Below are 14,267 nucleotides of genomic sequence, written 5' to 3' on the forward strand. Positions count from 1 at the left end.
ATGTATATTTTTAGAGAGAGAAGAGTGTAGGAGCCATGCTAAGAGCTTATAATCGCAAGTATGATGAAATCAGACCAATAAAAATAATGCGAAATTATATAAAATATTCTGAAGGGTCTGTACTTATTGAGATGGGAGATACTAGAGTAATCTGTACCGCAAGTGTAGAAGAGAAGGTGCCTGCTTTTTTAAGAGGAACACAGCAGGGTTGGATTTCAGCTGAATATTCCATGATTCCCCGTGCAAATCAGTTCAGGAATATAAGGGATTCGGTGAAGGGAAAAATTGACGGAAGATCTCAGGAAATTCAACGATTGGTAGGTCGCTCACTAAGAGCAGTAACCAACCTGGAAAAGATTGGTTCTAGAATGATCTGGATGGATTGTGATGTATTGCAGGCAGATGGCGGAACCAGAACAGCTTCTATTATCGGTTCTTTTATTGCTTTGATTGATGCATTGCAATACTTAAAAGCTGAGAAAAAGATTGGCACCATTCCAGTAAAACATTTTTTAGGTGCAATGAGCGTAGGAATTGTAGATGGAGAGATATTGCTAGATTTGGATTTTAAAGAAGACAGCCATGCTCAAGTAGACATGAATTTAGTAATGACTGAGCGGGGGGATGTGGTTGAAATTCAGGGAACTGCTGAAGATCGACCCTTTTCTATGAGAAATTTAATTAAATTAATTGAATTAGCTAAAATTGGTATGAAACAGGTTATTTCGGTAGAGAAGGAAATAATTGGGGAGCTATGCTAAGATTAATACTCGCTACTCGTAATGAGGGAAAAGTAAAAGAAATCAGAGCAAAACTGAAAGATTATCCAATAGTAGTAGAATGCTTGCAGAATTATCCTCAAATTCCTGAAATTGAAGAAAATGGTAAAACATTTTCTGACAACGCAGTTCTTAAAGCAACTATAGTTTCGCATTATACCAATTTACCTGCTCTAGCAGATGATTCTGGACTGGAAATTGATTCTTTGGGTGGGAAACCTGGTGTATATTCTGCCAGATGGGGAAAAACTGATGAGGAAAGAATTGAAAAGGTTTTAAAGGAGCTACAAGGTATTACTGAGAAACAAAGAAAAGCTTGTTTTATCTGTGTTATGAGCTTAGTAATTCCTGAAAATATAGTCTATACTACAAAGGGTATTTGTTCCGGAAAAATTACGTTGTTACCCAGAGGACAATCTGGTTTCGGTTATGATCCCATTTTTATTCCAGATGGATATGAACTTACTTTCGCTCAAATGGGAGAGCAAATAAAAAATAAGATAAGCCACCGCTCTATTGCTCTTGATAAGATAGTTCAAAAAATTATTGTTCATTATAATTTTAAAAAATTGTCAGAATAGTTAAAACTATTCATAAAGAAAGTAAATTTAAACCTCTTTTTTCATTTCTTAAAACTACTCCCTATAACTGGTATCTGATATATTATTTATTTACATTATTTTTAATTTTAATTATAATGAAATTACTTGCTTCCCAAATTACAGGAAAAGAGGGATAACTTTGTTGACTTCTAATTTGATATACTATATAATACTTTTGTTTCGGGGTGTAGCGCAGTTTGGCTAGCGCACCTGCTTTGGGAGCAGGGGGTCGGAGGTTCAAATCCTCTCACCCCGACCATGAGCGGGAATAGCTCAGTTGGTAGAGCACTAGCCTTCCAAGCTGGTTGTCGCGGGTTCGAGACCCGTTTCCCGCTCCATTTTATGAAAATATTAAGCCTGCGCCTGTAGCTCAATAGGATAGAGCAACGGACTTCTAATCCGTAGGCTGGGGGTTCGACTCCCTCCAGGCGCGCCATGAAAGTATAATGGTGGGCGTAGCTCAGTCCGGTTAGAGCACTGGATTGTGGCTCCAGTGGTCATGGGTTCAAATCCCATCGCTCACCCCATTTCTGAGCGCTCGTAGCTCAATTGGACAGAGCTGTGGACTTCGGATCCAAGGGCTGGGGGTTCGACTCCCTCCGAGCGCGCCTATCTTGATGCTAAATACTAATAACGAGTTCATTTAAACTGAATATGTTATACTATATACGGTATACTAATTATATGGGCCGTTAGCTCAGTTGGCAGAGCACCTGACTTTTAATCAGGGTGTCACAGGTTCGAATCCTGTACGGCCCACCATTATTAAAAATTGGCGAGGGTGGTGGAACTGGTAGACACGCTGGATTTAGGATCCAGTGGGTAACTCCATGCGGGTTCGAGTCCCGCCTCTCGCACCAAAAACGTTGCCGCAAAGTTAATTTGCGGTTTTATTATGATAAGTGGAAGCTTTGGAGGAAGAATATCATGGTTCATATTGAAAAGGATAAAAAAGAAAAAAATAAAATTGAAGTAAAAGTAACAGTGGAACAGGAAAAGGTTGATGAGGCATTTAAAGATGTATATCGCGATTTCTCTCAAAGAGTAAAGATTCCGGGATTTCGTACCGGGAGAGTACCCATTAATATATTAGAAATGAATTTAGGAATAGAATATATTAATCAGCAGGTTGCCGAAAAACTCATTAAAGAAAGTTATACCAAGGCTATAGAAGAAAGCAATCTTGATCCCATTGATGTTCCCAAAATAAATTTAGTACAGATTGAAAAGGAAAAACCTTTTATTTATAAAATGGTTTTGGAAATAAAACCAGATTTTAAAATACCCCCCTTAGATGATATTTCTCTGGAACAGAAACAACCAGTAGTTTCCAAAAAGGAGATAGAGGAAGAACTTAAAAAGATTAGAGAAAGTCATGGTAAGTTAAAGGCAATAGAGGATAGGGAATCAAAAATAGGGGATTTTTTGGTATTGGATTATGAAGCCTTTCTTGATGATAAACCACTCGAGAATAGTAAAAAAGAAAAACAGATAATTCAACTCGGCGAAAGAATACCACCTGAATTCAATAAAAATCTGTTAGGCATAAAACCGGGTACCGAAAGAGAGATAAAGGTAAAATTTCCAGATAATATAGCTGATAAAAAATTAGCAGGAAAAGAAGTAGTCTATAAAGTTAAAGTTGCAGAAATAAAGGAGCAAGAATTACCGGAATTAGACGATAATTTTGCTCAAAGTGTTGGTGATTATAAAAAATTAGCAGATTTAAAAGAACATATTAAAAAACAATTAATGGAACAGGCAAAGTATGAATCAGAAAGAGAATTCCAGGATATATTAATGGAGAAGGTTTCTGAAAAGTGTAATTTTGAAGTTCCGGTAGTACTGGTTGAGAAACAGTTAGAAAGTATGATGGGTAACTTAAAAGAAGATTTAAAAGCAAGAAATATGACCCTGGAGGAATACTATAAAGTAATTCAAGCAGATGAAGCAAAAGTTAAGCAGGAATATCGCTCAATTGCTGAAAAACAGATAAAAAAAGAATTGATTATTGACAAAATTATTCAAGATGATAAAATTACTGCTACTGAAGAAGAGGTCAATAAAAAAATTGAAGAAATTGCGGAGAGTACGAATCAAAAACCATTGAAGGTAAGAGCAATGTTTGAAAAAAACAAGACCTTAGAAAATCTAAAAGAACAGATTAAAAGAGAAAAAGTGATAGCAATACTCTCCCAAAAGGTAAAAATTGTTAAAAAATAAAGGAGATTTTTATTATGTATTTAGTTCCTATAGTAGTGGAGAAGACTCCTCAGGGAGAAAGATCCTATGATATATATTCACGATTATTAAAAGAAAGGATTATTTTCTTAGGAAGTCCTATTGATGATCAGACTGCCAATATAATTATTGCCCAGTTGTTGTTTTTAACAGCAAGTGATCCCGAAAAGGATATCTATATTTATATCAATAGTCCTGGTGGTTCAGTAAGTTCCACCATTGCCATTTACGATACTATTCAGTATATTAAATCTGATGTTTCTACTACTTGTATTGGAATGGCTGCTAGTGGTGCCGCATTGATTCTTGCCTCTGGTGCTCAGGGAAAGAGGTTTTCTCTGCCTAATTCCAGAATTATGTTACACCAACCTTTGGGTGGTGCACAAGGACAGGTCTCTGATATAGAGATACAAACTAAAGAGTTGTTACGAATTAAGAAGAAGATAAATGAAATATTAGCCTATCATACCAATCAGCCTTTGGAGAGAATTGAAAAAGATACTGACCGTGATTTTTATATGACCGGAGAGGAAGCCAAAGAATACGGGATAGTTGATGATGTAATAAAGAAGCGCAGTGATATTCAAAAGAACTAACTTGAGGTGTTTATTATGAAATGTTCCTTTTGTGGAAAAGAGCAAATTGAAGTTGGGAAAATTATTTCTGGTCCTAATGGAGTAAATATCTGTAGTGAATGTATTCAGGTCTGTAATTATATTCTCAAAGAAGAGGACATAAAAAAAGTAAACAAGGATTTTTCAATTAAGAATATTCCCACTCCTGAAGAAATAAAAAAATTTTTAGATCAATATGTGGTAGGGCAGGAAAGGGCAAAAAAAATACTTTCTGTATCTGTCTATAATCATTATCAGAGAATTAAGAATAATCTCTTTAAGAAGGATGGAAAAAGAAAAAAGAAAATAGCAAAGGATTTTGTGGAACTGGAAAAGAGTAATATTCTTCTTCTGGGTCCTAGTGGCTGTGGGAAGACGCTTTTAGCCAAGACTTTAGCTGATAAGTTAGAAGTTCCCTTTGCTATTGCCGATGCTACTACCCTGACTGAGGCAGGATATGTGGGAGACGATGTAGAAAATGTTTTGCTCAAGTTATATCATGCAGCAGAAGAAAACGTCCAGAGAGCACAGATAGGGATTATCTATATTGATGAAATAGATAAAATTGCCCGAAAGTCTGAAAATCCCTCTATTACTCGTGATGTATCTGGAGAAGGAGTACAACAAGCCTTATTAAAAATTTTGGAGGGTACTATTGCGACTATGCCCATGCAGGGCGGAAGAAAACATCCCCATCAGAGTAATATTGATATTGATACTACCCAGATTTTATTTATCTGTGGTGGTTCCTTTGAAGGACTGGAAAATATTATAAGAAGTCGATTACAATCCCATAATATTGGGTTTAATACAGATTTTTTAAGCAATAAACGTCTGCAGGAAAATGACATTTTGAAGAATGTTTTACCGGAAGATCTGATTAAATTTGGTTTAATTCCAGAATTAGTTGGACGCTTAACTATTATTGCTCCTATAGAAAATCTTGACAGAGAGTCTTTAATGGATATATTAACCAAACCCAAAAATGCTATTACTTTACAGTATAAACAGATTTTCCGAAATCAGGGCGTTGAGTTAAAATTTACCCAGTCCGCCTTAAAAGCAGTAGTAGAAAAGGCTCTAAGCCGAAAAACAGGGGCAAGGGGATTAAGATCAATCATTGAAGAATCTATGCTCGATATTATGTATGAAATTCCTTCTCATAAAAATATAAAAGAATGTATCATAACTGATAAGGTTATTGAAAGTAATGAAATGCCCATTCCAATTAAGGAAAAGCAAAAAAAGCAAATAAAAGAAACCGCTTAATTGCCATAACTGTTTTCCTTAATGGTTGGTTATTTTGCTTGACAACCTGCAATAATGATAGTAACATAACAAATAAATATATTGGTGTTGAAAGGATAGAGTAAATAAGATCTAACTATGAATAGGTTTTATTGAAAGTCCTCCTGGAGCCTTTAGCTGAAACAGTAGTAAGTTTCAACGGTAGTACCGTTAAAATTGTTTAAGTGCCTATTCTTTATATCTTTTTACTGAAGAACAGGAATTAAGGTGGTACCGCGAACCCTTTTCGCCCTTAGAGAGGATGAAAAGGGTTTTTTTATGGTTTTTTTACTTATTGTTACAATTTAATAATGTTCAGGAGTAATTCCTATGAAAAACAATAAATATAAAGATAGCCAATTATTAACCCTCTATAATCCTAAAATAGTAGAAGACCGATGGTATCAATTCTGGTCAGATAATAACACTTTTCAAGCTAACAATAATAAAGAAAGAGAAAAAAACTATTCAATAGTGATACCACCGCCCAATATTACAGGTTCACTGCATATTGGTCATGCCTTGAATAACACTCTGCAAGATATTATTATTCGATGGAAAAGGATGCAAGGATTCAATGTGTTATGGCTTCCGGGCACCGATCATGCAGGTATCGCCACCCAGAATGTTGTGGAAAGAGAAATAGCTAAAGAAGGAAAGACCAGATATGACCTGGGCAGAGAGAAGTTTGTAGAGCGGTGCTGGCAATGGCGCGATGAATATGGTTCTAATATATTGAATCAACTTAAGAAGATGGGATGTTCTTGCGATTGGTCTCGTTTAAGATTTACGCTCGATGAGGGATTGTCTAAAGCAGTAAGGAAGGTATTTGTAACCCTTTTTAAAGAGGGGCTTATTTATCGTTCTAACTATGTTATTAATTGGTGTCCACGTTGTCAGACTGCCTTGGCGGATATTGAAGTTGAGCAGAGAGAGGAAAATTCAAAATTATATTATATAAAATATCCCTTAAAATACTCACCAGAAGAATATATTGTAGTTGCTACTACGCGACCGGAAACTATGTTGGGCGATACAGCTGTTGCCGTAAATCCAAATGATTCGCGATATAAAAAATATGTTGGTAAAATAGCAATTTTGCCTCTGGTAGGTAGAGAATTACCAATTGTTGCTGATAAGTATATTGATCTGGAATTTGGAACAGGAGCAGTAAAGATTACTCCCGCTCATGACTCAAATGATTTTGAACTTGGGAAGAGGCATAAATTACCGGAAATTAATATCATCAATAATAATGGTACTACTAATCAAAATGCAGGTGAATATGCCAATCTCTCGATGCAACAGGCTAGAGAAAAAATAGTTGCTGATTTACAGGAACAGGGATTTATGGAAAAGATTGAAAATTATAATCATGCTATAGGACATTGTTATCGATGTGATACTATAGTTGAACCTTATTTATCTCAGCAATGGTTTGTTAAAATGAAAGATTTAGTTAAACCAGCCATTAAGGCTGTTCAAGATAAACAAACTAATTTTATCCCTGAAAGATGGTCTAAGGTTTATTTCGAATGGATGTATAATATTAAAGACTGGTGTATTTCAAGACAATTATGGTGGGGGCATCGTATTCCAGTATGGTATTGTCAGGATTGTCAGGAATTTATAGTTGAAATGGAAGATCCCCAGGAATGCCCTAAGTGTCATAGCAAGAATATAATACAGGATGAAGATGTCCTTGATACCTGGTTCAGTTCAGCCTTATGGCCTTTTTCTACTATGGGATGGCCAGATCAAACTCTGGACCTGAAAGATTTTTACCCTACCAACCTGTTGGTAACTGGATTTGATATTATCTTCTTCTGGGTAGCTCGAATGATGGTAATGGGGCTTAAATTTATGGGAGACGTGCCTTTTAGACAGGTTTTTATTAATCCCCTGATTAAAGATATTGAAGGGAAGAAGATGAGTAAATCGAGAGGCAATGTTATAGATCCTCTATTAATGATTGAGCAATATGGCGCAGATGCTCTACGTATGACCTTAGCATCAATGACCATTCAAGCAAATTACATTCGTTTGTCACAAGATAAGATTGAAACATTTCGAAATTTTACTAATAAAATATGGAATGTGGCACGATTTTCTTTAGCAAACCTGAATGATTTCAATCCCTCAGAAATAAAGGAAGAAGAATTAGAATTGAACCTGTTTGAGCAATGGATATTAGGACATCTAAATAAATGTATCAAAAAAGTAACTGAGGGATTAAATAATTACAAATTTAGCGATTCAGCTATGGCTATATATGAATTTACCTGGAATTATTTTTGTGACTGGTATGTAGAACTAGTGAAAGAAGCATTATATCAAAATGACAGTGGCATCAGGAAAAAATCTACTCAATATGTTATCTGGTATGTATTAGAACATATATTAAGGTTATTACATCCCTTTATGCCCTTTATAACTGAAGAGATATGGCAAAAAATTCCACATCAAGGGCTGAGCATTTCCTTAAGTGAATGGCCTGTATGCCAAAAGGAGAAAATTAAACCTAATATTGAAAAGAAAGTTGTTGTTATTCAGGATGTTATTAAGGTGGTTCGCAATATCAAGGCGGAAATGAACATTCCCTTAACTAAGCAAGTTGAAATTTATATTAGAGTAGTGGATAATAAAAAAGAAAAAATATTACAGAATAATTTATCTTATATTAAAAATTTAGCATATGCCAATTCTATAATAATAGGAAATACTGTAGAAAAACCCAAATATTCAGCAACCGGTGTTTTAGAAGATATAGAAATTTTTATTCCAATACAGAATGTGATTGATATTGAGGAAGAAATAAAACGGTTAGAGAAGAAGTTAACAAAGATAGAAAGAGAAATAGTCATTATCAACAAAAAATTAAAAAATGTTGATTTTATGCAAAAGGCACCAAAAGCCATCCTTAATAAAGAAAAAGAAAAAATGAAAGAATTAGTAGATATACGAGATAGAATTTCCTGTAATTTAAATACCATAAAATCAGTATGAGCAATAGTTATAAAAAAGCAATTGAATATATTTATAATCTTAATAAATATGGAATTAAATTAGGCTTAAAAAATATTACTTATCTTCTTTCACTTTTTGATAATCCACATTTAAAGAATAAGGTAATTCATGTGGCTGGCACTAATGGTAAGGGATCCACTGCAGCTATTATTTATACCATTTTACAAAAGGCTAAGTTTAAAGTTGGTTTATATACTTCCCCCCACTTGGTATCTTTCCAGGAAAGAATGAGTATAAACGGAGAAGATATTACTCAAGAGGAGGTATGTAGTTTACTGGAAAGATTGAAACCTGCTATTCATAAAGTTGCTAATACGGAAGGGTATCAGCATCCTACCTTTTTCGAAGTTATTACCACAATGGCCTACCTTTATTTTTATGAAAAGAATGTCGATTTTACCATTATGGAAGTGGGTTTAGGTGGAAGACTGGATGCCACAAATGTCTGTCAGCCCTTGTTATCAGTAATTACCCATATTGATTTTGATCATATGGATAAACTTGGTAATAGCTTAGCTGATATTGCTGGGGAGAAGGGAGCGATTATTAAACGAAATACTCCTGTTGTGAGTGCTCAACAGTTTCCGGAAGCCGCAGATATAATTAGAAAAATTGTGCAGGACAAAGAAGCTCCTTTCTATGTTTATGGAGATCATATAAATGCTACGCTGCTAAATTCTACGCTAAAAGGTAATTATTTTAATTATGCAGGAATTTATCACAATATCAATAATCTATATCTTCCATTAGCTGGTGAGTTTCAGATTGAAAATGCTTCTTTAGCTATGGCAATAACTGAATTGATTAATAATAAAGGGTTTGTCATTACTAAAGATGATATTGTTAGTGGTGTAAGGAATAGCCAATGGCCGGGTCGTTTTGAAATCGTTAGAGAAAAGCCTATGGTCATATTGGATGGAGCTCATAATCCTAATGGAGTTAACCAATTTATAAACAATTTAAGAAAATTAATACCAGCTAAAAAAATTATAGCTGTTCTTGGAGTCTTTCAAGATAAGGATTATCCTACCATTATAAAAACTATTGTTCCCAGAGTTAACCAGGTTATTCTTACTATGGCTGATAATCCACGTGCTACACCCACCTCGATATTAGCTAAAGAAGCTCAGCGTTATATAAATAAAGAAAATATAGTAGAAACTAATAATGTTACTGCCGCTATTAATAAATCTCTTCAGATAGCCCGAGAAGATGAAGTAATTTGTATCACTGGTTCTTTGTATACAGTAGGAGAAGCAAAAGCCTATTTTCTGAAAAGGAAAAAATAGAAAGGGGTAATAACCTTGTTTATTTTATCCAGACAGGAGAAAATAATTTTATTATTTATTATTGCCGTCATAATCATAATCTTTGGCTGGAAACTATACCTTCAAGAAAAGAGCAGTATTTCCATCATTTCTGCTAACCAGGAGAATAAGGAGGTTAGTCTAAGTACAGAAGAAAACACTAATGAGGGAATCTGTATTATTCATATTTCTGGAGCTGTTCAACAACCTGGTGTATACCAGCTTTCTAATGGTAAGCGTATAATTGATGCAGTAAAGGTAGCTGGGGGAGTAACAGAAAAGGCGAATCTTGATGCTGTTAATCTGGCAGCACATCTCCATGATGGTCAGATGATAATTATTCCTTATATTAGAGAAGGTGTAGATGACGATTTAAATGCTACAGTTGAGGAAAATTTAATTTCTCGAGGATATAATTCTTACCATAATAGTAGTTTATTAAATATTAACATCGCAACTGCCCGGGAATTAGAATCATTACCAGGTATAGGCACTATTCTGGCAGAACGTATTGTGGAATATCGTAAAAATAATGGTATATTCCGCAAGGTAGAAGATATCAAGAATGTTCCAGGAATTGGTGAGAAAAAATACGAAGCTATGAAGGAGATGATTACAACCTATTAGACAGGTTAGACCAGGATATTTATTACCTGATTTTCAGGTACCGCTATTATCAATATTGATATTTTATATAACAGGAATCATACTGCAAAGGAGTTTTATCTCTTTTAGCTATGAGTCAGTTTATCTATCTTGTCTGGTATTTCTGCTTTGCTTTATTTCTTATCGCATAGAATGGGATTTTACTGGTATTTTCTTACTCCTTTGTTTTATGTTATTCGGGATATTAAATACTTCTTATCAAAGCCAGCCGCATGGCTCCAACCACATTTACCAGTTTGTCCATAGATCCGGATTTTTGACTGGCACCGTTCAGGAAGCTGAATATAAAGCAGATAATCAATATCAGGAAGTATTGATTTCTGCCCAATACTTTCAAGAGCAGAATAAATGTTATAATACCAAAGGTAAGGTGCTTCTAAGGATATATGGTGAAGGCGCCTCCCTACAAAATAGAGATTTGATTAAAGCGAGAGTTTTGTTACAAGAACCTACTCTACCTGGAAATTTTGGTGAGTTTAATTACCGAGAATATTTAACCAGAAAAAATATTTTTGTGATAGGCAGTATTAATATTGACCAAGTAGATTTTATGGGCAAAAGTAAGCAATTGGATTTATCCTATTTTCTAAATTATCTCAAAGATAAAGTGGAAAAAAATATTGATAAAATCTACCATTATCCCTATAGCCCTTTGATAAAGGCTATTATAACAGGAAAGAGAACAGAAATACCTCCGGAATGGGAACTTCTTTTTCAAGATGCTGGAATCATGCATATACTGGCAATCTCTGGACTACATGTTGGTATCGTTACCGCAGTTTTATTATATATTTTAAAATTGCTGCCCATTTTTAAAAGAAAAAACTTAAGTTGTTTTATTGTTATTATTTTCTTACTAGGGTATGCTGCCATAACCGGTTTTCGTCCCTCAGTAATCAGGGCTACCATAATGTTTATTACTATTCTCCTAGCCAGATATGTCAATCGACCTTATCATCCTTACAATAGTCTTTATTTGGCAGCTTTGATTTTATTATTTTATCAGCCTTTAATATTATTTGATGCCGGTTTTTTGCTTTCTTTCACAGTAACTTTTTTTATCATTTTCCTTTACCCCATAGTAAAGGAACAATTAGGTTTTCTGCCTTATTGTATGTCTAAACCATTAGCAGTCTCCTCAGCTGCCTGGTTAGGGATGGCTCCACTGTCTGCCTATTACTTTTATAAAATTTCTTATATTGCTATTTTTTCTAATTTGATTATAGTACCGTTGATAAGTATTATTTTAATTTTAGGATTAATTTCTGGTATATTATCCTTTATATTCCTCTCCTGGGCAGGACTAATTGCTTTGTTAAATCAAATATTTGTAGAAATATTAATATATCTAGCAAGTCTGTTCTCTTCCTTACCATTTGCTTATCGATATATAGCTCAACCACGATTGTATCAGATTATAAATTATTATTCTATTATATTTCTTATAGTTTACAGTAATTCATTATGGTTTAAGTTAAATACGATAAAAAAGAAAAAATTATTCTGGACTATAACTATCTCTGCAGTAACATATTTACTAATTCAATTTATATTTTCTTCAAATTTGCTTTCGGTTCACTTCATTAATGTAGGGCAGGGGGACTCTATTTTAATTCAAACCCCTTATAAGCAAAATATTTTAATTGATGGTGGAGGAACGCCTTTTAATGATTTTGACATTGGCAAACAGATAGTAATACCCTATTTGAGAAGATTGGGAATTGATAGAATTGATTTGTTGGTTCTCACCCATCCAGATATAGATCATTTAGAGGGATTACTTCCTATTTTAAGAGAAATAAAGGTAAATATGGTTATTGATAGTGGGATAACCAATCGGCATAATGCCTATCTGGAATTTATTTCTTTAATTAAAAAAGATGAAAATATCACTTATTATCAAGCAAGAGCAGATGATATTATCTGGTTGGGACCAGATCTGGAAATAATTGTCCTTAATTCTTTCAATCCACTATCCTACAGTAATGAAAGTAATTTTAATAATCATTCAATTGTGTTAAAATTACTTTATAAAAATGCCAGTTTCTTGTTTACTGGTGATATTGAAGAAAAAGTTGAAATTGATTTATTATCCCGGAAGAACTTGTTAAGAAGTGGTATATTGAAAGTCGCTCATCATGGAAGTATTACCTCAAGTACTGAATTATTTATGGAAAAGGTTCAACCAACAGTGGCTGTAATTTCAGTGGGTTTAAATAATTTTAATCACCCCCACGCGGAAGTAGTTAAAAGGTTGGAAGACCAATGTCAGCAAGTGTTTAGAACAGATAGGAATGGTACTATTTTGATAAGTAGCAATGGCCAGAAATACTATATAAATACTTTAAGGTAAGGACTAAAAATATGGTTACCAAACTGAAGGCGTTAAATTTTTTTACTATTCAAAGAGAGATAGAAAATAATGTAGTTAAACCCATATACTTAATTTATGGAGAAGAAAATTATTTGCATAATATTATTCTTGATAAATTCAAAGAATACTTTTCCAAGTACCAAGAGCAGGTTAATTATAAAACATTCTTTGGGGAGGATTTAGATTTTAATCGTCTGGCTAATTCACTACAAACTTTACCTCTTGGTGGTGGGATACAATGCATTATTATCAAACAGGCAGAACGAATAAAAGCTTCTTTATCTGAAAAATTATATTCCACAATAGATAAGTTATCTTTTAAATATGATAATAATTTATTCCTTTTACTTTTTAGCAATGATAAGAAAATCCCTCAACATATAAATACCGAAAAAATAACTAATTATGGCTCAATCGTTTCCTTGCCCAAACTGAATACATTTCAGACTAAGCAATGGATAAAACAGAAATGTCAGGATAATCAAAAAGAGATAAACGAGGAAGCTATCTATTATCTGCAAAGAATAACCGAAAATGATTTTGGTCAGATTAGCAATGAGCTGGATAAATTATTTTGTTTTTTGGGGGATTCTACTAATAAAATAAATAAAGATGATATTATTAAAAACTTGTATGGACTTCAAGAAGGGAATATTTTTGATTTTGTAGATGCGGTAGGGGAACGGAAAACTGGAGAGTCCTTATTTTTGCTTAGAAAATTAATGAATAACGGTGAATATCATCCTTTGCAAATTTTGGCTATGCTTAATCGCCAGATAAAATTTATTTTCAAGGCAAAAATATTTTCCGATAATTATAAAAAAATTAAGGGAGATATGAATCTCCCTCCTTTTGTGATAAAAAAATTGATCACGCAGTCTAAAAAATATAAACTGCATGAATTGAAAAAAGCTTATCACTATTTACTAAAAGCTGAAATTAGTCTGAAAACAAGTTCCTTACCATCTGGTATAGTGCTGGAGCAATTAGTAATGAAAATAATCAAATGAAACAGGCTTATTTCTTTTCGTCATCCTGATTAGTTACAGTTTTAGCGCTTTGTGCCTGAAGTTTAAATTTTTTTGATAGTAAGGATTTCTTTCTGGCAACAGTATTTTTTGCTAGAATACCTTTTTGAGCAGCTTTGTCCAGAGCAGATACACATTGATTGTAATATTGCTGAAGAACATCATTGTTTTCAGTGCTAAGAGAATTTTCAAATTTTTTAATCAATGTTTTTACTTTGGATTTATAAGCAAAATTTCTTTGATGTTGTTTTTCCGAAATTTTGACTCTTTTTATTGCTGACTTTATTATTGGCATAATTGGCTTCCTTTCTGAAAGTTTTTGCTGGTAAATTGTAACATCTT

The 14,267-nt window shown here is 33.7% G+C and carries 11 protein-coding genes and 7 tRNA genes; 17 read left to right on the forward strand and 1 reads right to left on the reverse strand.

The window, feature by feature from the left end:
• Positions 1-35: 35 nt before the first annotated feature.
• The 17 genes from rph (at position 36) to holA (ending at position 13,907) form a co-directional block, all read left to right on the forward strand.
• A complete protein-coding gene (gene rph, locus PHD84_00205) occupies positions 36-761 on the forward strand; it encodes a ribonuclease PH (protein MDD5636239.1) in 726 nt (241 codons plus the stop codon).
• On the forward strand, positions 755-1,360 hold the full coding sequence (gene rdgB / locus PHD84_00210) for an RdgB/HAM1 family non-canonical purine NTP pyrophosphatase (protein MDD5636240.1): 606 nt from the start codon (positions 755-757) through the stop codon (positions 1,358-1,360). Before rph ends, rdgB begins: the two co-directional genes overlap by 7 nt.
• A gap of 202 nt (positions 1,361-1,562) precedes the next feature.
• Positions 1,563-1,640 (forward strand) — tRNA-Pro (locus PHD84_00215).
• Between the two features lie 3 nt (positions 1,641-1,643).
• Positions 1,644-1,719 (forward strand) — tRNA-Gly (locus PHD84_00220).
• 21 nt (positions 1,720-1,740) lie between these two features.
• A tRNA-Arg gene (locus tag PHD84_00225) sits at positions 1,741-1,817 on the forward strand.
• Between the two features lie 13 nt (positions 1,818-1,830).
• Positions 1,831-1,908 (forward strand) — tRNA-His (locus PHD84_00230).
• A gap of 7 nt (positions 1,909-1,915) precedes the next feature.
• Positions 1,916-1,989, forward strand: a tRNA-Arg gene (locus PHD84_00235).
• Positions 1,990-2,067: 78 nt separating this feature from the next.
• A tRNA-Lys gene (locus tag PHD84_00240) sits at positions 2,068-2,143 on the forward strand.
• 13 nt (positions 2,144-2,156) lie between these two features.
• Positions 2,157-2,241 (forward strand) — tRNA-Leu (locus PHD84_00245).
• 67 nt (positions 2,242-2,308) lie between these two features.
• A complete protein-coding gene (gene tig, locus PHD84_00250) occupies positions 2,309-3,604 on the forward strand; it encodes a trigger factor (GenBank protein ID MDD5636241.1) in 1,296 nt (431 codons plus the stop codon).
• Positions 3,605-3,618: 14 nt separating this feature from the next.
• Positions 3,619-4,218 (forward strand): ATP-dependent Clp endopeptidase proteolytic subunit ClpP, encoded by a 600-nt coding sequence (gene clpP / locus PHD84_00255; GenBank protein MDD5636242.1) that lies wholly within the window; start codon positions 3,619-3,621, stop codon positions 4,216-4,218.
• A 15-nt stretch (positions 4,219-4,233) separates the two neighbouring features.
• Positions 4,234-5,505, forward strand: a complete 1,272-nt coding sequence (clpX, locus tag PHD84_00260; protein MDD5636243.1) for an ATP-dependent Clp protease ATP-binding subunit ClpX — start codon at positions 4,234-4,236, stop codon at positions 5,503-5,505.
• Between the two features lie 348 nt (positions 5,506-5,853).
• Positions 5,854-8,529: a valine--tRNA ligase gene (locus tag PHD84_00265; protein ID MDD5636244.1), complete on the forward strand. Its 2,676-nt coding sequence runs from the start codon at positions 5,854-5,856 to the stop codon at positions 8,527-8,529.
• Entirely contained in the window at positions 8,526-9,839 is a 1,314-nt protein-coding gene (locus PHD84_00270) for a bifunctional folylpolyglutamate synthase/dihydrofolate synthase (protein ID MDD5636245.1), read from the forward strand. Before PHD84_00265 ends, PHD84_00270 begins: the two co-directional genes overlap by 4 nt.
• Positions 9,840-9,854: 15 nt before the next feature.
• Positions 9,855-10,484 (forward strand): helix-hairpin-helix domain-containing protein, encoded by a 630-nt coding sequence (locus PHD84_00275; GenBank protein MDD5636246.1) that lies wholly within the window; start codon positions 9,855-9,857, stop codon positions 10,482-10,484.
• Between the two features lie 55 nt (positions 10,485-10,539).
• Positions 10,540-12,876, forward strand: a complete 2,337-nt coding sequence (locus PHD84_00280) for a DNA internalization-related competence protein ComEC/Rec2 (GenBank protein MDD5636247.1) — start codon at positions 10,540-10,542, stop codon at positions 12,874-12,876.
• Between the two features lie 11 nt (positions 12,877-12,887).
• Positions 12,888-13,907 carry a DNA polymerase III subunit delta gene (holA, locus tag PHD84_00285; protein ID MDD5636248.1) on the forward strand — a complete coding sequence of 340 codons (1,020 nt, stop codon included), beginning with the start codon at positions 12,888-12,890 and terminating at the stop codon, positions 13,905-13,907.
• A gap of 7 nt (positions 13,908-13,914) precedes the next feature.
• Here holA and rpsT read toward each other — a convergent pair whose 3' ends face one another.
• Entirely contained in the window at positions 13,915-14,220 is a 306-nt protein-coding gene (rpsT, locus tag PHD84_00290; protein ID MDD5636249.1) for a 30S ribosomal protein S20, read from the reverse strand.
• Positions 14,221-14,267: the final 47 nt, after the last annotated feature.

Source organism: Atribacterota bacterium, from assembly GCA_028717805.1.
Lineage (GTDB): Bacteria > Atribacterota > Phoenicimicrobiia > Phoenicimicrobiales > Stramentimicrobiaceae > Stramentimicrobium.